The organism is Streptomyces sp. NPDC006296, assembly GCF_040613235.1.
GTDB lineage: Bacteria > Actinomycetota > Actinomycetes > Streptomycetales > Streptomycetaceae > Streptomyces.
In genome coordinates, this window is record NZ_JBEXRT010000025.1 from 1 (window position 1) to 23,818 (window position 23,818).

At 72.7% G+C, this 23,818-nt stretch carries 14 protein-coding genes; 5 read left to right on the forward strand and 9 right to left on the reverse strand.

Annotated elements, in window-relative coordinates; translation table 11 throughout:
* Window positions 1-134: 134 nt before the first annotated feature.
* From ABZ172_RS18745 to ABZ172_RS18755, 3 genes are all read right to left on the reverse strand, one after another.
* Window positions 135-758 (reverse strand): helix-turn-helix domain-containing protein, encoded by a 624-nt coding sequence (locus tag ABZ172_RS18745; RefSeq protein WP_356884897.1) that lies wholly within the window; start codon window positions 756-758, stop codon window positions 135-137.
* 163 nt (window positions 759-921) lie between these two features.
* On the reverse strand, window positions 922-1,596 hold the full coding sequence (locus ABZ172_RS18750) for a response regulator (protein WP_356884829.1): 675 nt from the start codon (window positions 1,594-1,596) through the stop codon (window positions 922-924).
* Complete coding sequence (locus ABZ172_RS18755) at window positions 1,593-3,248, reverse strand: sensor histidine kinase (protein WP_356884830.1); 1,656 nt, start codon at window positions 3,246-3,248, stop codon at window positions 1,593-1,595. The genes ABZ172_RS18750 and ABZ172_RS18755 overlap by 4 nt, the downstream gene beginning before the upstream one ends.
* 155 nt (window positions 3,249-3,403) lie before the next feature.
* Here ABZ172_RS18755 and ABZ172_RS18760 point away from each other — a divergent pair, with 155 nt between their 5' ends.
* Window positions 3,404-4,771 (forward strand): cation:dicarboxylase symporter family transporter, encoded by a 1,368-nt coding sequence (locus ABZ172_RS18760; protein ID WP_356884831.1) that lies wholly within the window; start codon window positions 3,404-3,406, stop codon window positions 4,769-4,771.
* A gap of 146 nt (window positions 4,772-4,917) precedes the next feature.
* Here ABZ172_RS18760 and ABZ172_RS18765 read toward each other — a convergent pair whose 3' ends face one another.
* Window positions 4,918-6,378: a glycoside hydrolase family 16 protein gene (locus ABZ172_RS18765; protein ID WP_356884832.1), complete on the reverse strand. Its 1,461-nt coding sequence runs from the start codon at window positions 6,376-6,378 to the stop codon at window positions 4,918-4,920.
* Between the two features lie 172 nt (window positions 6,379-6,550).
* Here ABZ172_RS18765 and ABZ172_RS18770 point away from each other — a divergent pair, with 172 nt between their 5' ends.
* Both ABZ172_RS18770 and trxA read left to right on the forward strand, forming a co-directional pair.
* Window positions 6,551-6,967 carry a MerR family transcriptional regulator gene (locus ABZ172_RS18770; RefSeq protein ID WP_356884833.1) on the forward strand — a complete coding sequence of 139 codons (417 nt, stop codon included), beginning with the start codon at window positions 6,551-6,553 and terminating at the stop codon, window positions 6,965-6,967.
* On the forward strand, window positions 6,964-7,305 hold the full coding sequence (gene trxA, locus ABZ172_RS18775) for a thioredoxin (protein ID WP_356884834.1): 342 nt from the start codon (window positions 6,964-6,966) through the stop codon (window positions 7,303-7,305). Before ABZ172_RS18770 ends, trxA begins: the two co-directional genes overlap by 4 nt.
* Window positions 7,306-7,609: 304 nt before the next feature.
* Here trxA and glgB read toward each other — a convergent pair whose 3' ends face one another.
* The 4 genes from glgB to ABZ172_RS18795 all read right to left on the reverse strand — a co-directional run bounded on the left by glgB (window position 7,610) and on the right by ABZ172_RS18795 (window position 15,653).
* On the reverse strand, window positions 7,610-10,060 hold the full coding sequence (gene glgB, locus ABZ172_RS18780) for a 1,4-alpha-glucan branching enzyme (RefSeq protein ID WP_356884835.1): 2,451 nt from the start codon (window positions 10,058-10,060) through the stop codon (window positions 7,610-7,612).
* 117 nt (window positions 10,061-10,177) lie between these two features.
* Window positions 10,178-11,611, reverse strand: a complete 1,434-nt coding sequence (locus tag ABZ172_RS18785; RefSeq protein WP_356884836.1) for a maltokinase — start codon at window positions 11,609-11,611, stop codon at window positions 10,178-10,180.
* A gap of 236 nt (window positions 11,612-11,847) precedes the next feature.
* On the reverse strand, window positions 11,848-13,554 hold the full coding sequence (gene treS, locus ABZ172_RS18790; RefSeq protein WP_356884837.1) for a maltose alpha-D-glucosyltransferase: 1,707 nt from the start codon (window positions 13,552-13,554) through the stop codon (window positions 11,848-11,850).
* On the reverse strand, window positions 13,551-15,653 hold the full coding sequence (locus ABZ172_RS18795; RefSeq protein ID WP_356884838.1) for an alpha-1,4-glucan--maltose-1-phosphate maltosyltransferase: 2,103 nt from the start codon (window positions 15,651-15,653) through the stop codon (window positions 13,551-13,553). The genes treS and ABZ172_RS18795 overlap by 4 nt, the downstream gene beginning before the upstream one ends.
* 708 nt (window positions 15,654-16,361) lie before the next feature.
* Here ABZ172_RS18795 and glgP point away from each other — a divergent pair.
* Both glgP and ABZ172_RS18805 read left to right on the forward strand, forming a co-directional pair.
* Window positions 16,362-19,019 (forward strand): alpha-glucan family phosphorylase, encoded by a 2,658-nt coding sequence (gene glgP, locus ABZ172_RS18800; protein WP_356884839.1) that lies wholly within the window; start codon window positions 16,362-16,364, stop codon window positions 19,017-19,019.
* 195 nt (window positions 19,020-19,214) lie between these two features.
* Window positions 19,215-21,044: a SpoIIE family protein phosphatase gene (locus ABZ172_RS18805; protein WP_356884840.1), complete on the forward strand. Its 1,830-nt coding sequence runs from the start codon at window positions 19,215-19,217 to the stop codon at window positions 21,042-21,044.
* Window positions 21,045-21,304: 260 nt separating this feature from the next.
* Here the strand turns inward: ABZ172_RS18805 and ABZ172_RS18810 are convergent, their stop codons facing one another.
* Window positions 21,305-23,347, reverse strand: a complete 2,043-nt coding sequence (locus ABZ172_RS18810) for a M4 family metallopeptidase (RefSeq protein ID WP_356884841.1) — start codon at window positions 23,345-23,347, stop codon at window positions 21,305-21,307.
* Window positions 23,348-23,818 lie beyond the last annotated feature (471 nt).

The following is a 23,818-nucleotide window of genomic DNA, read 5'->3' on the forward strand; positions in this document are numbered from 1 at the left end:
GCGCCCCGCGCGGCGGACGCTCGCCCGGCCGCACCGCCCGGCCCCCGCTCAGCCGCACCGCCCCGCGCTCGCCCGGGACGGCCGCTTCCCGGTCCCGGTGGGGGTACCGGGATCCCGTGAGGGGCCTCACCGGTTCAGACGCCCGCCGTCCGCCAGAACTCCTCGACCACCCGGTCCAGGAACTCCCGCCCCTCGTCGCCCGCCGTCCCCGCGCGGTCCCGGCCGGTGGTGTTCCAGCTCAGCGTCGACACCATCAGGGCCTGGTAGTCGGTGTGCAGCTGTTCCAGCGCGCTCTGGAGCAGGATCCGGTCCAGCGGGACGAGCTTGTCCACCGGCCGCACGTACGCCTGCCAGCGCGTCGTGACGGCCCGGGTCAGCAGATCCGCGAGCTCCTCGTCGCGGCCCGTCACCGTCAGGAACCGGGCCGCCGACATGTCCAGCGCCTCGCAGAGGGCCACCGCCTGGCGCTCGTTGCCGCGCCACCGGCCCGTCTCCTCGATCCGCCGGTAGGCGGAGGGCGTCATCCCGAGGACCCGCGCCAGGTCGTCCACCGCGAGGTCCCGGGCGATCCGGTGTTCGCGCAAGGTGCTCGCGGCGGCCAGCAGTTCACCCGGTGCGCACCACAGCACACCGGCCAGCGCCATGAGTTCGCGGTCCCCGGGCAGCGCCGTGCCGCGTTCCCAGGCCATCACGGTCTCGGCCGTGACACGCATGCCGTACTGGGCGCCGAGCCCGTACGCAACATGTCCGGGCGCCATTCCCAGCGCCTCGCGGAGGCGGCGCGCGGCGGGGGCGTTGAAGGGCGGGGTGGGGTGCACGGCCCCACCGTAGAAGGCCGGGAACCCCCTGGCTACAGGCTGTTCCGACCAGTTCACCCTTCGTACGATCCTCCTAGGCGGGTCCTCGGCGGCGCGCAGGGGATCAGCGGGTTTCGGCCACCCAGTGGTAGTGCAGTTCGGGCCGGCCGACCTGGCCGTAGCTCGGCCGCCGCGCGGCCCGGCCGAGCGTGACCAGATACTCCAGATAGCGCCGGGCGGTGATCCGGGAGATCCCCAGGGCCTCCCCGGCGGCCGCCGCGGTGACCCCGTCCGGGGCCTTGCGCAGCGCCCGGGTCACCGCCTCCAGCGTCGGCCCGCTCAGCCCCTTGGGCAGCGCGGCCGGATCGGCGACCCGCAGCGCGCCCAGCGCCCGGTCCACCTCCTCCTGGCCGCTCGCCTCACCCGCCGCCGCCCGGAACTCCGCGTACCGCAGGAGCCGGTCCCGCAGTGTGGGGTAGGTGAACGGCTTCAGCACGTACTGCACGACGCCGAGCGACACGCCCTCCCGCACCACCGCCAGGTCGCGCGCGGACGTCACCGCGATGACGTCCGCGCCGTGCCCCGCCGCCCGGAGGGAGCGCAGCAGCTGCAGACCGTGCCCGTCGGGCAGGTAGAGATCGAGCAGCAGCAGGTCCACCTCGGTGCGCTCCAGCGCCCGCGCCGCCTCCGCCCGGGTGTGGGCGACGGCGGCCACCTCGAAGCCCGGGACCCGGCCCACGTACATCTGATGGGCGTCGGCCGCCACCGGGTCGTCCTCCACGACCAGCACCCGGATCACGGAGCCTGCACCTCCGCCGCCGTACGGCCGGCGAGCGGCAGCCGCACCGTGAACTCCGCGCCGCCGCCCGGCGCCCGGTCCAGCGTCACGGTCCCGCCGTTGCGGTGGACCGCCTGCCGCACCAGCGCCAGCCCCAGGCCGCGGCCCGAGCCGTGGGTCGTCCAGCCGCGCCGGAACACCTCGTCCGCGTCGTCCGGGCCGATCCCGGCACCGGTGTCGGCCACCCGCAGCAGCAGCTCCCCGGACTCCGTCCGCGCCGTGACGGTGACCACCGCCCGTGCCGCGCCGCGCTGCGCGGGGACGGGCCCGTCGGGGCCGCCGGTCGCGGTCTCGGACGCGGCGTCCACCGCGTTGTCGATCAGGTTCCCCAGGATCGTCACCAGGTCACGCGGCGACGGCGAGCGCGGCAGGGCCCCGTCGTCGATCAGGCTGTCCTCGGCGAGCACCAGCTCCACCCCGCGCTCGTGCGCCTGCGCCGCCTTGCCCAGCAGCAGGGCGGCGAGCACCGGCTCGGCGACCGCGCCCACGACCCGGTCGGTCAGCACCTGGGCGAGCTCCAGCTCCGCCGTCGCGAAGTCCACCGCCTCCTCGGCGCGGCCCAGCTCGATGAGCGACACCACGGTGTGCAGCCGGTTCGCCGCCTCGTGCGCCTGCGACCGCAGGGCCTGGGTGAACCCGCGCTCCGAGTCGAGCTCGCCCGACAGGGCCTGGAGCTCGGTGTGGTCCCGCAGGGTCACGACCGTGCCGCGCCGCTCACCGCCGACCACCGGGCTGGTGTTGACGACGATCACCCGGTCCGCCGTCAGGTGGACCTCGTCCACCCGCGGCTCCGAGGCCAGGAGCGCGCCGGTCAGCGGCGCCGGGAGCGCGAGCTCGTCCACGCCGCGTCCCACCGCGCCCGGCGCGAGCCCCAGCAGCTCCCGGCCCGCGTCGTTGATCAGGGCCACCCGACGCTGCCCGTCCAGCATCAGCAGCCCCTCACGCACCGCGTGCAGCGTCGCCTCGTGGTAGGTGTGCATCCGGCTCAGCTCTCCGGCGTTCATCCCGTGGGTGTGGCGCCGCAGCCGGGCGTTGATCACGTACGTACCGAGCGCCCCGAGCGCCAGTGCGGCCCCCGCGGCCGTGCCCAGGGCGCCGAGCTGCTCGCGCACCTGGGTGGACACCCGCTCCACGGTGATCCCCGCGCTGACCAGGCCGACGATCCTGTCCCCGTCGCGCACCGGTGTGACGACGCGTATCGAGGGGCCGAGCGTACCGGTGTAGGTCTCCTCGAAGGTCTCGCCGAGCAGGGCGCGCTCGGTGTGCCCGATGAACCTCCGGCCGATCTGGGAGGGGTCCGGGTGCGTCCAGCGGACCCCCTCCGGGTTCATGATCGTGACGAAGGCGATCCCGGTGTCCGCGCGGACCTTCTCCGCGTACGGCTGGAGTACGGCGGACGGGTCCGGGGTACGGATCGCCTCCCGGACCGACGGAGATCCGGCCATGGCGAGGGCGGCGGCCCTCACCTGGCGGGCCGCGGTCTCCTCGGCCTGGGACCGGCCGGAGGCGTAGGCGAAGAAGGCGCACCCGGCCACGACCGCCGCCACGAGCAGGGCCTGCATCGCGAACAGCTGGCCGGCCAGGCTGCGGGGGCGGGTACGGGGCAGGCGCATGCTCCCCAGTCTGCCTGGCGGCGACCGACTGCCCAAGGTGGCTCGAAAGCATCCGTGAACGTTATGAACGCAAGGGTGACGGCCGTCACAGGGAAGTGAATAGTCACCGGAGCCCCCAGGGACGGGGAGCGAGCCGCATACCCGAGGAGACCCCCGTGGCAGAGAAAGCCGCACGACGGGACCGCACGCATTACCTCTACCTGGCCGTGATCGCCGCCGTGGTGCTGGGCATCACGGTGGGCCTCGTGGCTCCGGGCTTCGCCGTCGAGCTCAAGCCGATCGGCACAGGATTCGTCAACCTCATCAAGATGATGATCTCGCCGATCATCTTCTGCACGATCGTGCTCGGGGTCGGCTCCGTACGGAAGGCCGCCAAGGTCGGCGCCGTCGGTGGTCTGGCCCTCGGCTACTTCCTGGTGATGTCGACCGTCGCCCTGGCCATCGGCCTGGTCGTCGGCAACCTCCTGGAGCCCGGTTCCACCCTCCACCTCACCGAGGCGGCCCGTGCCGCGGGTGAGAAGCAGGCGTCGGGGGCCAGCGAGTCCACCGTCGACTTCCTGCTCGGCATCATCCCCACCACGATGGTGTCCGCCTTCACCGAGGGCGAGGTCCTCCAGACCCTGCTCATCGCCCTGCTCGCGGGCTTCGCGCTCCAGGCCATGGGGTCGGCCGGCGAGCCGGTCATCCGGGGCATCGGCCACATCCAGCGCCTCGTCTTCCGCATCCTGGCCATGATCATGTGGGCCGCCCCGGTCGGCGCCTTCGGTGCCATGGCGGCGGTGGTCGGCGAGACCGGCGTCGACGCGCTGAAGTCGCTCGCGATCATCATGATCGGCTTCTACGTCACCTGCGCGCTCTTCGTCTTCGTGATCCTGGGCGCGATCCTGCGCCTGGTGGCCGGCGTCAACATCCTCTCCCTGCTGAAGTACCTCGGCCGTGAGTTCCTGCTGATCCTCTCCACCTCCTCCTCCGAGTCGGCCCTGCCCCGGCTGATCGCGAAGATGGAGCACATGGGCGTCAGCAAGCCCGTCGTGGGCATCACCGTGCCGACGGGCTACTCCTTCAACCTCGACGGCACCGCGATCTACCTCACGATGGCCTCGCTCTTCATCGCCAACGCGACGGGCGACCCGCTGAGCATCGGGGAGCAGATCTCGCTGCTGGTCTTCATGGTGATCGCCTCCAAGGGAGCGGCGGGCGTCACCGGCGCCGGTCTCGCCACCCTCGCCGGCGGGCTCCAGTCGCACCGCCCCGAACTGGTCGACGGCGTCGGCCTGATCGTCGGCATCGACCGCTTCATGAGCGAGGCCCGCGCCCTGACGAACTTCGCGGGCAACGCGGTCGCCACGGTCCTGGTCGGCACCTGGACCAAGGAGATCGACCGGGAGCGGGTGGACCAGGTTCTCTCCGGCGCCCTCCCGTTCGACGAGCAGACGATGACGGACGACGGCCACGGCGGCACTCCGGACGTCCCGGACGCCAGGGACGGCGGCGAGGAGCAGCCCTCGCTCGCGAAGGTCTGACACGCGTGCGACCGCGGCCGGTACGGGACTCCCGTACCGGCCGCGGCCGTGTGTGCCCGGGGCGCCGCGGGCGCCGTGCCCCGGGCACGACCGCCGCTCCCGGTCCGGCGCACCCCCCCGTGCCGCGGGGTGCGCCGGACCCCGCCTCAGCCGTACGGGATGTGGACCACCGACTGGTTGCCGACGCCCACGGTGCTCGGGCCGTTGCCGATGGCGTTCCAGACCTCCACCTTCACCGTGCCGTTCGACAGGCTGCCGTGGCTCCCGGTGGACGACTTGAGGCCCTTGGCCTGCGTGTAGTGCTCGTATCCGCTGACGGGGTCGGTGGCGAAGTACTGGTAGGTCTCCGTGCGGTCCCAGGTGCCGTCCCCCGTGCGGTCGTAACTCACCCGCACCTGCTGGGCGTTGGCGACGGCAGTGCCCGAGTCGGCGAACACGTCGAACTGGGTCGAGCCGCCGTCGTACGCCCCGTCGAGGCCCGTCGCGGTGAAGGTCTGCGGGCTGTGCGGGGTGCCGTCGTAGTTGCCGCCGCCGGCCGAGGCGACCGTCACCGAGGAAGCGGCGGACTGGGCCGCGCCGAGGCCGCCCGCGCTGCGCAGGACGAGGGTGGCGGAGCCGGCCGGAGGATCGGTGGGCGGGTCCGTCGTGCCGCTGCCGCCCTTGGTCCAGACGCCCACGTAGTCGACCAGCATGGGCCGGCCGGGCACCGTCTCGGCGGTCGGGGTGGAGCCGCCGAGCGCGTTCGGGAAGGCGCCCCCGACCGCCAGGTTCAGCAGCAGGAAGTACCCGGCGTGGTCCGTCATGTTCGCCCAGGTCGCGGCGTCCAGCTGGCTCTGGGTCACGCTGTGGAAGAGCTGGCCGTCGACGTACCAGCGCAGGGCGTTGGGCGTGACGGCACGGTCCCACTCGAAGCGGTAGGTGTGGAACGCGGACTGGCAGCTCGCGCCCGGGCAGGCGCGGCTGTTGCCGAGGCCGGTCGTCTCGTTGCAGGGGCCGCCCGGGTTGACCCCGCAGTGCAGCACGCCCCAGACGGAGTTGATGCCGTTGACGTTCTCCATGATGTCGAACTCGCCGATGCCCGGCCAGTTCCAGTAGTTGCCCCGGTACGGCGAGCCGAGCGCCCAGAAGGCCGGCCAGTAGCCCAGCGCCGCGTTGCCCGTCACGTTCGGCATCTGGATGCGGCCCTCGATGCGCAGGGTGCCGCCCGCGGGGGCCTTGAAGTCGGCCCGCTTGGTCTCGATCCGGCCCGAGGTCCAGTTGCCCGCGCCGTCGCGGAGCGGGATGATGCGGAGGTTGCCGCTGCCGTCGAGGCTGATGTTGTCGGGACTCGCGGTGTAGTTCTGGATCTCCCCGGTGCCCCAGTTCCCGGGGCCGCCGGGATAGCCGTGCCCGGTGTCGATCTGCCAGTTCGCGGAGGACGGCAGGGCGCGGTTCGCCCCGTTGAAGTCGTCGCTCCACTGCAGGTTCCAGCCGGGCGTGGCCGGCACGTCGCCGCGGGCCGACCCGGAACCGGCGACGGTGATCGCCGCGGCGAGGGTCAGGACCAGGGCGGTCAGGGCGGCGAGGAAGGCGGTGCGTCTGTGGGGGACGGTGCGGCTCGTACGCAAAGGAACCTCCGGTGGGGACGTGCCGGGAAGGCCGATGTTCTGAGAGCGCTCTCAGAAAGGTGTAGAGGCACCCGGGGCGGCCGTCAATGGCCCCGGCCGCTCCACTTGCCGAACACCGAGTGCCTCCTTCGCCCCTTGCCCTGACGCCGACGTCAAGGATTACGGTCGCGGTATGCGAATCGGAGAGCTGGCCGAACGCGCCGGGACGACGACGCGGGCGCTGCGGTACTACGAGTCACGCGGCCTGCTGCACGCGTGCCGCGCGGAGAACGGCTACCGCACGTACGACGAGAGCGATCTGCGGCTGATCCGGCAGATCCGGACCCTCCAGGACTTCGGATTCGACCTGGAGGAGACCCGCCCCTTCGTGGACTGCCTGCGCGCCGGCCACCCGGCGGGCGACGCCTGCCCCGCCTCACTGGCCGTCTACCGGCGCAAGCTCGGCGAACTGGACGCGCTCATCGACCAGTTGCAGGGCGTCCGGGCGGAGGTGGGCGCGCAGTTGGCCCGCGCCGAGGTGGAGGCCTCGGCCCAGGTGCCGGGCGGCCCCGAACCGCGGTGCGAACTCAACCAGGAGGACGAGAGATGATCCACGCGCAAGGTGTCCCCGAGGTCACCGACACGACGTTCGACGCGGAGGTCCTGGGAGCCGGGATCCCCGTACTGGTCGAGTTCACCGCCGACTGGTGCGGCCCCTGCCGCCAGCTGGCCCCCGTGCTCGGCGCGATCGCCAAGGAGGAGGCCGGCCGCGTCAAGGTGGTGCAGATCGACGTGGACCACAACCCGGGCATCACCAGCCGCTACGCCGTGCTGTCGATGCCGACCCTGATGGTCTTCCAGGGCGGCGAACCGGTGAAGTCGATGGTGGGCGCCCGCCCGAAGCGCCGCCTCCTCCAGGAGCTGGAGGACGTGCTCCCGGCGGTCTGACCGTCGGGCGGTCACGGACACGTCGAGGGGCTGTGTGCCCGGCCCGGCAACCGCGCTCTGTTCCTTCAGGCTCGAGCAGCCCGGCGGCGGGAGCGTGACGTCCGTGCGCTCTCGATGCCGGACCGGAGGGTGCTGAGGCGGACGGGATCTCGCGAGTCGTCCAGCACCACCACGGCGTGCAGCTCACTTCGAGGGCCGGCGCAGGCATGTAATTGCTGATGCGCGCGTGCACGAAAGGCAATGCCCTGGCGGAAGAGGGGTGGAGTGCCCGAAGGCACGGGCACTCCACCCCTGTCCCGTCCCGTCAGGCCGGCCGCAGCCAGACCGTCGCCAGCGGCGGCAGCGTCAGCGTGATGCTGCTGTCCCTGCCGTGCGCGGCCACGGCCTCCGGCTTCAGCGGCTCCTCGTTGCGCACGTCGCTCCCGCCGTAGCGCGCCGCGTCCGTGTTCAGGACCTCCACCCAGGTCTCCGGTCCGTCCGGGACGCCGATGCGGTAGCCGGTGCGCACCACCGGGGAGAAGTGGGACACGGCGATCAGCGGCGATCCGTCCGCGTCGTACCGCACGAACGCGAACGCGTTGTCCTCCGCCGCGCCCCCGTCGATCCAGCTGAAGCCCTCCGGTGCCGTGTCCCGCTGCCACAGTGCCGGCAGCGCGGTGTACACCGCGTTGAGGTCGGTCACCAGGGTGCGTACGCCCCGGTGGTCGCCGGAGGCGTCGTACGTCTCGTCGAGCAGCCACCAGTCCGGGCCGTGCCCCTCCGCCCACTCCGCGCCCTGGGCGAACTCCTGCCCCATGAAGAGGAGTTGCTTGCCGGGGTGCGCCCACATGAAGCCGAGGTAGGCGCGGTGGTTCGCGCGCTGCTGCCACCAGTCGCCCGGCATCTTGCCGACCAGCGCCCGCTTGCCGTGCACCACCTCGTCGTGCGAGATCGGCAGCACGTAGTTCTCGCTGTACGCGTACACCATCGAGAAGGTCATCTCGTCGTGGTGGTACCTGCGGTGGACGGGCTCCTTCGACATGTACACGAGGGAGTCGTGCATCCAGCCCATGTTCCACTTCAGGCCGAAGCCCAGCCCGCCGTGGTCCGTGGCGCGGGTGACGCCCTCCCAGGCGGTGGACTCCTCCGCGATCGTGACGACGCCCGGATTCCGGCGGTAGACCGTCGCGTTCATCTCCTGGAGGAAGGCGACCGCGTCCAGGTTCTCCCGGCCGCCGAACTCGTTCGGCGACCACTGGCCCTCCTCGCGGGAGTAGTCGAGGTACAGCATGGAGGCCACCGCGTCGACGCGCAGCCCGTCGATGTGGAACTCCTCGCACCAGTAAGTGGCGTTGGACACGAGGAAGTTGCGCACCTCCTTGCGGCCGTAGTCGAACTCCAGGGTGCCCCAGTCCGGGTGGGCGGCCCGCTGCGGGTCGGCGTGCTCGTACAGCGGACGGCCGTCGAACTCGGCGAGCGCCCACGCGTCGCGGGGGAAGTGCGCCGGCACCCAGTCCATGAGGACGCCGATGCCCGCCGCGTGCAGCGCGTCGACCAGGAAGCGGAAGTCGTCGGGACCGCCCATCCGGGAGGTCGGGGCGAAGAAGCCGGTGACCTGGTACCCCCAGGAACCGCCGAACGGATGCTCCGCGACCGGCATCAGCTCCACATGGGTGAAGCCGAGCTCCCGCACGTAGGCGGGGAGCTGGGCGGCCAGCTGCCGGTAGGTGAGGCCCGGCCGCCAGGAGGGGAGATGGACCTCGTAGACGGAGAACGGCGCCTCGTGGACCGGCCGGTCGCCCCGGTGCGCCATCCAGTCGTCGTCCTGCCACACGTGGTGCGAGGCCGTCACCACCGAGGCGGTGGCGGGCGGGACCTCGGTGTGACGGGCCATCGGGTCGGCGCGCAGGGTGTGCGAGCCGTCGGGCCGGCAGATGTCGTACTTGTACACGGCGCCCTCGCCGACGCCGGGCAGGAAGAGCTCCCACACGCCGGTGGAGCCGAGGGAGCGCATGGGGAAGGCCGTGCCGTCCCAGTAGCTGAAGTCGCCCGTCACGCGGACGCCCCGCGCGTTCGGCGCCCAGACGGTGAACCGGGTGCCCGCCACCCCCTGGTGCTCCATCGGCCGCGCCCCGAGCGCCGTCCAGAGCTCCTCGTGCCGGCCCTCGCCGATCAGGTGCAGATCGAGCTCCCCGACGGCCGGCAGGAAGCGGTACGGGTCGTCCACCTCGATGGTGTCGTCCGCGTACGCCACCCGCAGGCGGTACGCGTCGGGCACGGCGGGCAGAGCCAGAACGCCGGAGAAGAAGCCGTCGCCGTCGCTCTGCAGCTCCGCCTTCCTGCCCCCGGTCAGCACGGTCACCGTGTGCGCGTGGGGGCGCAGCACCCGGAAGAGCACCCCGCCCGGGACCGGGTGGGCGCCCAGCACCCCGTGCGGGTCGTGGTGGTCACCGGCCAGCAGCCGGCCCCGGTCCGCTCCGTCCAGGGCGGTGGCGGGCAGGACGTTCCTGCTGCCCCCGCCGCGGCGCGGGCGGGGCGGGGCGCCGGTGGCCGCGGCCGTCGCCTTTCTGGCGCGGGGCCGTTTGGCGGGGGCCGCCGGGGCGGGCCCGGCGGGTGTGTCCGCGGCGGCGGGACCGGAGGCCGGGACGGCGGGCGTGTCCGCCGGGCCTGAGGCCGGGACGGCGGCCCCGGCGGTGATCTCGGTGGTCGCCGGCGCGGCCGCGGGCGGGACCTCGACGGGCTCGGACGGCTTGCGGGACGGCTTGCGGGCGGTCACGGGGACGGCCTCCTCGGAAGGCTCGGGGGGAGTCGGGAGTCGGGAATCGGGGGCCGGGGGACCCGCTGGGGGCCGGGACCCGGACGGCTCGAAGGGCGGGTGGTGGGGTGCCGGGTCTCAGGCCGGTCCGGCGGCCAGGCGCTGGATGGCGGCCATCGGGACCGGCAGCCAGTCGGGGCGGTGGCGGGCCTCGTAGAGCACCTCGTACACCGCCTTGTCGGTCTCGTGGGCGCGGAGCAGTTCCGGTGCGTCGCGTGGATCGGATCCCGCCGCGCGGGCGTAGCCCTCGCAGTACGCGGTGCGGCAGCGGGCCGCCCACTCGGGGTTCCACGGATGGTGCGAACGGGCCGCGTAGTCGAAGGAGCGGAGCATCCCCGCGACGTCGCGCACCGTCGGCTGCGGGCTCCGGCGCTCCGGCAGCGGCCTGGCCGGCTCGCCCTCGAAGTCGATCAGCGACCAGAAGCCGTCGTCCCCGCGCAGGGTCTGACCGAGGTGCAGGTCCCCGTGGACCCGCTGGGCGTCCCAGCCGCTCCCCGTCCCCCCGAGCGCCGCCACGGCGTCGAAGGCGGTCCGCAGGCCCGGTACGTACGGCACCAGTGCCGGCACCGCCCGGGCGGCCGCCTCCAGCCGCTCCACCATCCCCGCCACCAGATGCCTGGTCCGGTCGTGGGCCAGGGGCGGCGTCGGCAGCGCGGCGGCGAGCGCCGTGTGCACCTCGGCGGTGGCCCGCCCGAGCGCGTGCGCCTCGGGCAGGAAGTCCCGCCCGGCGGCCAGGGCCGCCAGCGCGAGCTGCCAGCCGTCCTGCGCACCGCGCAGGAACGGCTGCAGCACACCGAGGGTCAGCGGCTCCTGCTCGGTCGCCGCCTCGAACCAGGCCACCGGAGCGGGGACCCGGCCGCAGCCCTCGCGGCCGAGCGCCAGCGGCAGTTCGAGGTCCGGGTTGGTGCCGGGGAAGACCCTGCGGAAGATCTTCAGGATGAGGGCGTCCCCGTAGACCAGCGAGGAGTTGGACTGCTCGGTGTCCAGCACCCGCGGGGCGAGACCCGCGGGCACGGGCCCGGCACGGTCGAAGCGCAGCGGACCCAGTGACCCCGGGTTACGGAATCGTTCCAGCAGCAGGTCCGCGACGCGCGGGTCGTGCAGCCCCTCGTACAGGGTGCGCCCGGCCAGCGGCCCCTCGGCGACCAGGCCGATCCGCGCCCCGGCGAGCCGCTGGGGCAGCGCGGTGCGCACGCCCAGGAGCAGCTGGTAGCAGTCCCCCTGCGCGTGCGCCGCGGTGCTGCCCGGCTGGTGGACCCGGACGAGCAGGTGCAGCAGACCGGGCCCGGTGGCCGTGGCGTCCAGCGGCAGTATCTCCGTCGCGGCCACCAGCGAGAAGCCGGTGACCGGCTGCCCCTTGCCCGCGAACCACCGCTGGCGGGGGACCCATTCGTGGAGCAGCGGGGCGAGCGACGGCAGCAGGGCCGTGGTGCTTGCCGGGTGTCTTCTTGTCGTCGTTCTCGACGTTGTGCTCTTCGCCAGGGCGACTCGAGTGGATGCAGCCTCCGACATGGCATCGCGTCCTTTCCCCGGGCACACCACAGGATGCGAAGAGTGTCCCGGATTGCGGCAATGGCTGTCCGGCTGTGCGGGACGTGTCGGGAGAGGAGGGTCCGTACGGACCCGGTGGACGGACCCTCCTCCCCCGAAGGGACCGGAAGGGTCCGGCGGCGGGGAGGACGCCCCGTGCGGGGCGGTGGGAACCGCCCCGCGGTCGGCGCCGCCGGTGCGGCGCCGTCGGCCGGCGGTCAGCCGACCGGAGCGTCCTTCCGCAGCCGGAACCAGTAGAAACCGTGGCCGGCGAGCGTCAGCAGGTAGGGCAGCTGACCCACGGCGGGGAAGCGGACCCCGCCGATCAGCTCCACCGGATGGCGCCCGTCGAAGGCCCGCAGATCGAGCTCCGTCGGCTGCGCGAACCGCGAGAAGTTGTGGACGCACAGCACCAGGTCGTCCTTGTACTCGCGGGTGAACGCGATCACCGCCGGGTTCGACGAGGGCAGTTCGGTGTACGAGCCGAGGCCGAACGCCGGGTTCTGCTTGCGGATCTCGATCATCCGCCGCGTCCAGTGCAGCAGCGACGACGGCGAGGCCATGGACGCCTCGACGTTGGTGACCTGGTAGCCGTAGACCGGGTCCATGATCGTGGGGAGGTAGAGCCGCCCCGGATCGCTGGAGGAGAAGCCGGCGTTGCGGTCGGGCGTCCACTGCATCGGGGTGCGCACGGCGTCGCGGTCGCCCAGCCAGATGTTGTCGCCCATCCCGATCTCGTCCCCGTAGTAGAGGATCGGGGAGCCGGGGAGGGACAGCAGCAGCGCCGTGAACAGCTCGATCTGGTTGCGGTCGTTGTCCAGGAGCGGTGCCAGACGCCGGCGGATGCCGATGTTGGCCCGCATCCGCGGGTCCTTGGCGTACTCGGCGTACATGTAGTCCCGCTCCTCGTCCGTCACCATTTCGAGCGTCAGCTCGTCGTGGTTGCGGAGGAAGATGCCCCACTGGCACCCCGAGGGGATCGACGGGGTCTTCGCCAGGATCTCCGAGACCGGGTACCGGCTCTCGCGGCGCACGGCCATGAAGATCCGGGGCATCACCGGGAAGTGGAACGCCATGTGGCACTCGTCGCCGCCGGCCGTGTAGTCGCCGAAGTAGTCGACGACGTCCTCCGGCCACTGGTTGGCCTCGGCCAGCAGGACCGTGTCCGGGTAGTTGGCGTCGATCTCCTTGCGGACCCGCTTGAGGAAGTCGTGGGTCTCGGTCAGGTTCTCGCAGTTGGTGCCCTCGCGCTGGTAGAGGTAGGGCACGGCGTCGACCCGGAAGCCGTCGATGCCCAGGTCCAGCCAGAAGCGCAGGGCCGAGATGATCTCCTCCTGCACCGCCGGGTTCTCGTAGTTGAGATCGGGCTGGTGCGAGAAGAACCGGTGCCAGTAGTACTGCTTGCGGACCGGGTCGAAGGTCCAGTTGGACGTCTCCGTGTCGACGAAGATGATCCGCGCGTCCGGGAACTGCTTGTCGTCGTCGGCCCAGACGTAGTAGTCGCCGTACGGCCCGTCCGGGTCGGTGCGGGACTGCTGGAACCAGTCGTGCTGGTCGCTCGTGTGGTTCATGACGAAGTCGATGATCACGCGCATGCCGCGCTGGTGCGCGGCGTCGACGAACTCGACGAAGTCGGCGAGGTCGCCGAACTCGGGCAGCACGGCGGTGTAGTCGGACACGTCGTAACCGCCGTCGCGCAGCGGCGACTTGAAGAACGGTGGCAGCCAGAGGCAGTCGACGCCCAGCCACTGCAGGTAGTCGAGCTTGGCGGTCAGGCCCTTGAGGTCGCCGACGCCGTCCCCGTTCGAGTCCTGGAAGGACCGGACGAGTACCTCGTAGAAGACGGCGCGCTTGAACCAGTCGGGGTCGCGGTCCTTGGCGGGAGTGTCCTCGAACAGGTCGTGGACAGGCTCGTTGACGATCATGTGGTGGGTGACCCTCCGGTCGACGGGGACGGTCGCAGGACCGCGATGTGCGCCGGTGTCACACCCGGATCGAGACGCACGTAGAAGGTCCTGCCCCAGTGATAGGTGTCGCCGGTGAGCTCGTCGCGCACCGGTACGCTCTCGTGCCGGTCGAGGCCGAGACGCGGCATGTCCAACGAGACCGTGGCCTCGTGGGTGTGGTGAGGGTCGAGGTTGACGACCACCAGAACGATGTCCGGACCGGAGCGCTTGCTGTACGCGATCAGCGCCTCGTTGTCGACCGAGTGGAAGTGCACGTCGCGCAGTTGCTGGAGTGCCGGATGGCGACGGCGGATCCGGTTGAGCGAGGTGATCAGGGGAGCGAGCGAGCGGCCCTCACGTTCCGCCGACTCCCAGTCCCTGGGCCTGAGTTGATATTTCTCCGAGTCCTGGTACTCCTCGCTCCCGGGATGCACCGGGGTGTTCTCGTACAGTTCGAAGCCCGCGTACACGCCCCAGGAGGGGGACAGCGTCGCGGCCAGCACGGCCCGGGTCGCGAAGGCGGGACGGCCGCCCTCCTGGAGGTAACCCGGAAGGATGTCGGGCGTGTTCACGAAGAAGTTGGGCCGCATGTACGAGGAGGTCTCGCCCGCGAGCTCCTGTACGTACTCGGTGAGTTCCGCCTTCGTGTTACGCCAGGTGAAGTAGGTGTAGGACTGCTGGAAGCCCACCGAGGCCAGCGTGCGCATCATCGCGGGACGGGTGAAGGCCTCGGCCAGGAAGATCACGTCCGGATCGGTGCGGTTGACGTCGGCGATCACCTTCTCCCAGAAGACCACCGGCTTGGTGTGCGGGTTGTCGACGCGGAAGATCCGTACGCCGTGCTCCATCCAGAACCGCAGGATGCGGACGGTCTCGCGGACGATCCCCCCGAGGTCCTCGTCGAAGGCGATCGGATAGATGTCCTGGTACTTCTTGGGCGGGTTCTCGGCGTAGGCGATCGATCCGTCGGCGCGGTGGTGGAACCACTGCGGATGCTCCGTCACCCAGGGGTGGTCCGGGGAGCACTGGAGGGCGAAGTCCAGGGCGATCTCCATCCGCAGGGTGCGGGCCGTCGCGACGAAGTGGTCGAAGTCCTCCAGCGTGCCGAGGTCCGGGTGGACGGCGTCGTGGCCGCCCTCGGCCGACCCGATCGCCCAGGGCACCCCCGGGTCGTCGGCCCCGGGGGACAGGCTGTTGTTGGGGCCCTTGCGGTGGGTGGTGCCGATGGGGTGGATGGGTGGCAGATAGACCACGTCGAACCCCATCGCGGCGACGGCGGGCAGCCGCTCGGCGGCGGTGCGGAAGGTGCCGCCGACCATCCTGGTGGCCGGCTGGGGCACCTGCGCGGTGACCTCGGCCTGCTTCTTCCGCGCGGTGGCGGCCGCCGCGGTCTTCGCGGTCTTCGCGGCTCTCGGTTTCCGGGCCGGCTTCGGCGGAGTCACCGGCTCCTCCCGCGCCCCCTCGGAGCGGGGGAACAGCTCGTACCAGGAGCCGTACAGGGCGCGCCGGCGCTCGACGGTCAGCGGCAGCGGCCGGGACGCGGTCACCAGCTCGCGCAGGGGGTGGCGGCCGAGGGCCTCGTCCACCTCGGCGGTCAGCGCGGCGGCCAGCCGGGCGGCCGCCGGACGGCCGGTGTCGCGCAGCGCGTCGACCGCGGCGAGCACGGCCTCGCGCCCGTCCTTCTTGGGGACCCCCTCCGCCGCGCGGGCGTAGAGCACGGCGCCCTCGTCCAGGACGAGCGCGGTGTCGATGTCCGCGGGGACCTTGATCCGTGCGTGGGCCCGCCAGGTGGTGACGGGGTCGCTCCAGGCCTCGACGGTGTACGTCCAGGCGCCCTCGGAGTCCGGGGTGACGTCGGCGCCCCAGCGGTCGGTGCCGGGGGCGAGCTCGCGCATCGGCGTCCAGGGGCCGGGCCGTCCGTTCGCGTCGCACAGGACGACGTTGGCGGCCACCGCGTCGTGGCCCTCGCGGAACACGGTGGCGCTGACCTGGAAGGTCTCGCCCTCGACGGCTTTGGCGGGCCGTCTGCCGCAGTCGACGAGCGGACGGACGTCCAGGACGGGAATGCGACCGATCATGGAATCACCTGGGGGTCGGAACTCGGCGTGCACGGCCCGCGGCGTGGGCGTGAGGGGCTGACCGCGCGCGCCGCGATGGTGGGGTTGCGTCCTTTGTAGCTGCTCGGTCGACTGCTGGCGGGCTGTGGGCATGGCCGCTCCTGTCCGCGTTCACTCGAATGGCACTCGAATGGCAGGTGCGCGGGCGGTTCGGGCTCGGCCCGGGACACCTGGCGTGTGCAGCGCGGGAGTGTGACCGGGGAAGCCTTCCCACCGCTTCCGGGCGGCCAACCCGGCGGCGTGTTAACTCCTGGGTGCATCCGGTGCACGCGCTGTGGGCCGCGCGCCGGTCACCGGCCGCCACACGGGCACCTCCGCAGCCTTCCCCGTGCCACCGGGTGTCACAAGTCCGAGCGGGGAGGGGAAATCAGCCATATCGCCCGTGACAGAAGGGTACGTAACTGGCGCATCTGGTCCATGAGGTCAAAGGGGCCGGAGGCGTCGGTGCGACCCGGGTGACCCATGAGGTGCCGCGGGGAGGGCGCGCATCGTGCCTCGCCGGGGCGCGGGGCGGCGGACCGCCCCGGGCCGGACCCGGCGGCGGCGCCCGCGCCGGCCGCGCGCCGTGGTCCCGCACGACGGCGCGCCGCTACCGTCCAGGGTGACGGAGAGGGCGCCCACCGCCGTGCGTCCCCTCGGATCCGTACGTCCCCTGTAAAGGTGGGTCACGTGAAGGCCATTCGTCGGTTCACCGTGCGTCCCGTCCTCCCCGAACCCCTGCGACCGCTCAGCGACCTCGCCCGCAACCTGCGCTGGTCCTGGCACACCGAGACCCGAGAGCTCTTCCGGGCCGTCGACCCGGAGGGCCGGCCGACCGCGGACGCCGACCCCGTGCGGCTGCTCGGCGCCGTCTCCGCCGCGCGCCTCGCCGAGCTGGCCGGGGACCAGCGCTTCCTGGCCCGGCTCGCCGAGGCCTCCGAGGACCTGCGGGACTACCTCGGCGGACCCCGGTGGTACCAGGACCGGCTCGCCCGGGGGGCCGAGCTCCCCGCGGCCGTCGCCTACTTCTCACCCGAGTTCGGTGTCACCGCCGCCCTGCCCCAGTACTCCGGCGGTCTGGGCATCCTGGCCGGTGACCACCTGAAGGCCGCCAGCGACCTGGGTGTGCCGCTCATCGGCGTCGGCCTGCTCTACCGGCACGGCTACTTCCGCCAGAGCCTGTCCCGGGACGGCTGGCAGCAGGAGCACTACCCCGTCCTCGACCCCAACGAGCTGCCGCTCACCCTCCTGCGGGAGGCCGACGGCACCCCCGTCCGGGTGGTGCTCGCCCTGCCCGGCGGCCGTTCCCTGTACGCCGCGGTCCGGCAGGCCCGGGTCGGCCGCGTCCCGCTGCTGCTCCTCGACTCCGACGTCGAGGAGAACGCCCCGGGCGAACGCGACGTCACCGACCGCCTCTACGGCGGCGGCAGCGACCACCGGCTGCTCCAGGAGATGCTGCTCGGCATCGGCGGGGTGCGTGCCGTGCGCACCTACTGCCGGCTGACCGGACACCCGGACCCCGAGGTCTTCCACACCAACGAGGGCCACGCCGGGTTCCTCGGCCTGGAGCGGATCAGGGAGCTCGCCCACGCGGGGCTGGACTTCGACGCGGCCCTGGAGGTCGTGCGGGCCGGCGCGGTGTTCACCACCCACACCCCGGTCCCCGCCGGGATGGACCGCTTCGACCGCCGGCTCGTGGCCCGCCACTTCGGCGACGACGGTGAGCTGCCGGGCGTCGGGGTCGAGGACGTCCTGCGTCTCGGCACGGAGACCCACGCCGGCGGGGAGCCCGGCCTCTTCAACATGGCGGTGATGGGACTGCGGCTCGCCCAGCGGGCCAACGGGGTCTCCACCCTGCACGGAGCCGTGAGCCGGGAGATGTTCTCCGGACTGTGGCCGGGATTCGACCCTGACGAGGTCCCGATCACCTCGGTGACCAACGGAGTGCACGCCCCGACCTGGGTCGCCCCGGAGGTCCAGCGCCTCGCAGCCGGAGCCGGAGCCGGAAGCGGGGCCGGAGCCGGAGACGGAAACGGGGCCGGAGCCGGGGAGCCGGGGAGCACCGAGGGCCGGAACGCCCCGGCCGCCGTCCCCGACCGGGAGATCTGGGACCTCCGCCGAGGGCTGCGGGAACAGCTCGTCACCGAGGTGCGCGGGCGCCTGCACGCTTCCTGGCGGGGCCGCGGTGCGGGCGCCGCCGAGCTCGGCTGGATCGACGGTGTGCTCGACCCCGACGTCCTGACCATCGGGTTCGCCCGCCGGGTGCCCTCGTACAAGCGGCTGACGCTCATGCTGCACGATCCGGACCGGCTGCGGGAGCTGCTGCTCCATCCGACGCGCCCGGTCCAGATCGTCGTCGCGGGCAAGGCCCACCCCGCCGACGACGGCGGCAAGCGGCTGATCCAGGAGCTGGTGCGGTTCTCCGACGATCCGCGGGTCCGCCACCGCATCGTCTTCCTGCCGGACTACGGCATGGGCATGGCCCAGAAGCTCTACCCGGGCTGCGACGTGTGGCTGAACAACCCGCTGCGCCCCCTGGAGGCCTGCGGCACCAGCGGCATGAAGGCCGCGCTCAACGGCTGCCTCAACCTCTCCGTGCGCGACGGCTGGTGGGACGAGTGGTTCGCGCCCGACTTCGGCTGGGCGATCCCCACCGCCGACGGGTCCGCCACCGACGAGGAACGGCGCGACGAGCTGGAGGCCAACGCCCTCTACGCGCTCATCGAGGACCGGGTCGCCCCCCGCTTCTACGACCGCAACGCCGAGGGCCTGCCCGGGCGGTGGATCGAGATGGTCCGCCGCACCCTGGGCACCCTCGGCCCCAAGGTCCTCGCGGACCGCATGGTGCGGGAGTACGTCGAACGCCTCTACGCCCCCGCCGCCCTGTCCCGCCGCGCGATGGAGCCCGAGGCCGCCCGCGGTCTCGCCGCGTGGAAGACCAGGGTCCGTGCGGCCTGGCCGCAGGTCGCCGTCGACCATGTGGAGGCCACCGCGGACACCGTCGTCGGCGGATCCGCCGAGCTCGGGTCCGCCCTCGCCCTGCGCGTCCGGATCACCCTGGGCGGCCTCGACCCGGAGGACGTCGAGGTCCAGGTGGTCGCCGGGCGGGTCGACTCCGGGGACGTGATCACCGAGGCGCAGACGTACCCGCTGAAACCGGCCGGGGGGCACGATCTGGAGGACCGCCGGCTGTACGAGGGCCCTCTCGTCCTCGACCGCACGGGCCCCTGCGGGTACACCGTGCGCGTCCTGCCCGCCCACCCGCTGCTCGCCTCGGGAGCGGAACTCGGCCTGGTCACGGTGCCGGACGCGGCCACCGGCGACGAGGGCGGGATGCTCCTGCGCTGACCGTCCCGGGCGGGCGGCGGGCCCGGCGCGTTCCCCCTGCCGGGCCCGCCGCCCCTGTCCCGATACGTACCGGTCGTCCGGCAGGGGTGTTTTCGCCGCGATCTCGCTAACATGACAGCCCTGCCGGTGCTCCAGCAGCCACCGACGTGACGGACGAGCGAGGCGTTCTCCCGGACGCGAGTGGAGGTCAGCACGGTGAACGGCGGCGGAGGCCGAGCCAGACGCCTGACCCGTCGGCTGGCCGCGCAGCGGGGCAGCGCCCGCCTCCTGTGGAACCTGGGTCCGGAGCGCGCCGGACCGCCCCGGGACGACCCCTTCACCACCGCGGCCCGGATGCGCTGGCTCAACGAGGCCGGGACCCGGATCGGCACGACCCTCGACCTGGAGCGCACCGCCGAGGAGCTGGCCGCGTACAGCGTCCCGAGGCTGGCCGACGCCGCCGCCGTCGACCTGCTGGAGTCCGTGCTCCACGGTGAGGAGGGGGAGCGGGTCACCGGCGCCGCGGTGCCCGTCACCCGCGCCATGGCGGTCCGGGCCGTCGACTCGCTCACGGAGCTCGAACCCGCCCCGGTCGGCGAGGTGGTGAACCGGCTGGAACGCCGCGAGACGCTGCTGACCACCGAGTGCCTGCGCAACGGCAGGCCCGTGCTGGTCGGCCGGATGACACCGCGGGACTACACGCGCGTCGCGCCGACGGACAGCGCGGAGGCGGCGATGCGGCGCCAGGGCGTGCACAGCTACATGGCGGTGCCGCTCATCGCCCGCGGTGTCCTGCTGGGCTCGGCGGACTTCGTACGCGCCGGCGACAGCCCGCCCTTCAACCGCGCCGACCTGGACCTGGCGTGCCAGCTCGCCTCCACGGCCGCCGTCTTCATGGACAACGCCCGGCTCTACGGGCGTGAACGCGAGCACGTGGTCTCGCTCCAGCGCTCGCTGCTCCCGCGCGCCACACCGCACACCCCGGGCCTGCGGGTGCACGCCCACTACGCGCCGGCCGTCGACGCGCACGGGGTGGGCGGCGACTGGTACGACGTGGTGGCCCTGCCCAGCGGGCGCACCGCGCTGGTCGTCGGTGACGTCACCGGCCACGGACTGCCCGCCGCCGCGACGATGGGCCGGCTGCGGGCCGTCGCGCGCACGCTCATGATGCTGGACATCGCGCCCGACCGGGTGCTCGCCCGGCTCGACCTGGCCACCCGCGACCTGGAGGACGACCAGGTCGCCACCTGCCTGTGCGCCGTGTACGACCCGGCGGACTCCAGCTACACGATCGCCAGCGCGGGCCATCCGCCGCCGCTGCTGGTGGACGCCGGCGGGACCGCCCGCTACCTCGACGTGCCGGTCGGGGCGCCGCTGGGTGCCGGGGTGATCCCGTACGACCCGCTCCGGGTGCGCGGCCCGGTGGGGGGCCGGCTCGTGCTCTACACCGACGGCCTGATCAAGACGCGCACCGACGACGTGGACGTCCAGCTGGAGGGGCTGCGCGGGTCCGTGACCGCGATGGCGCCCGAGCAACTGGACGCCGGAGGACCGCTCACCGCGCCGAGGCAGGACGTCGGCCGCTTCGACGAGGCGGTGCTGCTGGTCGCCGGGGGCCACGAACTGGGCCCGGGCGTGCGGCTGCGCGAGTGGGACCTGCCCACGGAGGGCAACCCCGCGTCCACCGCCCGCACGCTGGTCACCGAGCAGCTCGCCCGGTGGGACCTGGCCGAACTCGCCGACGTGACCGAGCTGGTGGTCAGCGAACTGGTCGGGAACGCCCTGCGCTACGGCGGCGGTCCCGGCCGGCTCCGGCTGCTGCTGGACGAACGCCTCCAGGTGGAACTCGCCGACACCGGACCGGATCTGCCGCAGATCCAGCACGCCGACGTCAGTGACGAGGGCGGCCGGGGGCTCCAGCTCATCAACCTGCTGTGCCGCAGGTGGGGTTCGTGCCGCACGGCCAGCGGCAAGATCGTCTGGGCCGAGCAGAACGTCCCCGAGCGGGACGGCGGCCAACCCGTCCGACGTACCGACCCTGCCTGACGCACGGACCCCGTCCGACGCACGGGCCTCGTCCGACGCACTGCCCCCGTCGGCGTCCGGTCCCTTCCGGTCTGCGGACCGCTCGTGGAACCGTCCGGCCCGTCAGGGGTGCCCGTGGCCCGCCGTCCGCGTCGGGAGGGGCCCCGGCGCGGACCGTCCCGACGCGCGGAACGGCCCCGGGGAGGTGTGCTCCCCGGGGCCGTCCCGTCGTGCCGGTGCGCGGTGCGGGACGCTGCCCGCTCAGCGGTTCCGGACGCTGCTCAGAAGGTGAGCTTGACGCTGTTGAAGGTGCCGGTGTCGCCCGAGTAGACGTCCTGGACCCTCAGGTTCCACGTGCCGTTGGCCACCTCGGACGAGGCGTTGACCGTGTAGGTCTCCACCACGTTGTCCGCGGAGTCGCTCGACGAGGAGTTCTTCAGCCGGTACGCCGTACCGTCCGGGGCCACCAGGTCCAGGACCAGGTCACCGCGGTAGGTGTGGGTGATGTTCACCGCCACCGCCAGGGTGCTGGGCGCGTTGCCGGTGACGCCGCTGACGACGATCGGGAAGTTGGTGGTGCTGTTGTCGGCGATCGCCTTGGCGGTCGTGTTCTGGAAGACCTTGCCGCCCGGGTCGGTGCCGCCGCCGGGGCGGGAGCCCACCGCGATGCCGGCCCACGCGTTGGCGACCGCGGTGTACTCGGCGCTCGACGTGCCGTACAGCTCACCGGCGACCGCGAGGGTGCCGGTGCGGGCCGCGGCGTAGTTCGTGGTGGAGGTGAACTTCGTGGTGAGCGCCTTGAACCAGATCTGCAGCGCCTTGTCCCGGCCGATGCCGGTCACCGGAAGCCCGTCGGACGTCGGGGAGTTGTAGGCCACCCCGTTGACGGTCTTGGCCCCGCTGCCCTCGGACAGCAGGTAGAAGAAGTGGTTGGCCGGGCCCGAGGAGTAGTGGACGTCGACCGAACCGAGGCCGGAGTACCAGTAGTCCTTGGACGCGCCGTCCTTGCTGGGCTTGTCCATGTAACGGAGCGGGGTACCGTCGCCGTTGATGTTGATCTTCTCGCCGACGAGGTAGTCGCCCGGGTCGGTGGCGGTGTTGGAGTAGAACTCCACGCCCGCCGCGAAGATGTCCGAGGTGGCCTCGTTGAGACCGCCCGACTCACCGCTGTAGTTGAGGCCGGCGGTGTTGGAGGTGACGCCGTGCGTCATCTCGTGCGCCGCCACGTCCAGCGAGGTCAGGGGGGCGAGGTTGCCGCTGCCATCGCCGTAGGTCATGCAGAAGCAGCTGTCGGACCAGAAGGCGTTGACGTAGTTGTTGCCGTAGTGGACGCGGGAGTACGCGCCGACACCGTCGCCCCTGATGCCGCTGCGGCCCATGACGTTCTTGTAGAAGTCCCAGGTCTCCGCCGCGCCGTAGTGCGCGTCGGCCGCGGCGGTCTCGGTGTTCGAGGCGCTGCCGTTGCCCCAGACGTCGTCGGGGCCGGAGAACAGGGTCCCGGTGCCGGACGTACCGCGGTTCAGGTTGTACGTCTTGTGGCCGCCGCGCGCGGTGTCCGTCAGGTTGTACGAGCTGCCGGAGCCGGAGGTCCCCAGCGTCACCGTGCCGCTGTACTGGGTGTTGCCGGTGCCGGTCTCGATGGCCTGCCACTCGAAGAGCTTGGCGCCGGACGAGGCGTCCGTGATGACGTGCAGCTCGTTCGGGGTGCCGTCGTGCTGGAGGCCGCCGACGACGGTCTCGTAGGCGAGCTGGGGGGTCCCGCTCGCCGCCCACACGACCTTGCGCGGCGCCTTGCTCGCCTCGGTGCTCTTCGAGCCGTCGGCGCGGGCCGCGGTGAGCGCCTGCTTCTCGGCGGTGGCCGGAGCGACGTCCGCCGCCGTGCCGACCGCCTTCAGCTGGGCCCCGGTCACCTTCGACGCCTTGGTGACGCCCTGGGTCGCCCCTGACTTCGACGCGGCCACGACCAGGTCGCCACCGAGCACGGGGAGACCGTCGAGCGTGCGCTCGTACCGGGTGTGGGTGGTGCCGTCGACGTCCTTGACGACGTCGCGGACCACCAGCTTCTCCGTGGCGCCGAGCCCGAGCTTCTCGGCGGTGGCCGCCTTGGTGGAGTTGGCCTCCCTGAGCAGTTCGGCACGCTGGGCGGGGGAGAGCTTCGCGGGCAGCGCGCCGGGGTCGGCGCCCTTCACCGCTGCGGCGGGCGCCGCGGTCGCGCTGTCGGGCGCGGCCGATGCGGTACCGCCCTGCATTCCGACGGCGAGGAGGGCTGCTGCGGCTATCAGAGCGCCGGTCGCGGTGGCACGACGGCTGTGCGTGGGTCTCACGCGGACTCCTTCTGCGAGGGGGGCGACGGCCGACTGGGTGAGTGGGCCGGCTGAGCAGGCGGTGCGTGGAACGGGGGAAGAGTGCCAGCAGAACGAGGCGCGTGTCAGGAGCGCGTCAACACATTGGCCGGAAATCGTTCGTTGCCGGAAAGGTCATGTTCGTTAAGCGGACGTTTCCCTCTGTGTCGTCCCGATGGCGCGGGAAGATCGCCGAGGGGGCGGGAAGCCGTGCGGCGCAGGACGGAGAGGGGTTTCTGTCGTATCCGCCGGGCCCGGGCCGTGCGCCGGCCGAGCGGGCGAGGGCCACGGGATGAGACGTCGCGGAACTGTGGCCGGTTCCACGCCAGGCCGTCACGGCCCCGTCCGGGGGCGTGACTGCGCCACGCACCCGGGCGGTCCCGCGCCCCGCATCCCGGGGCGATCCCGGCGCCCCGCCCGCGGCCCGAGCCCCCGGCCCCGCGCCCAGGCCCG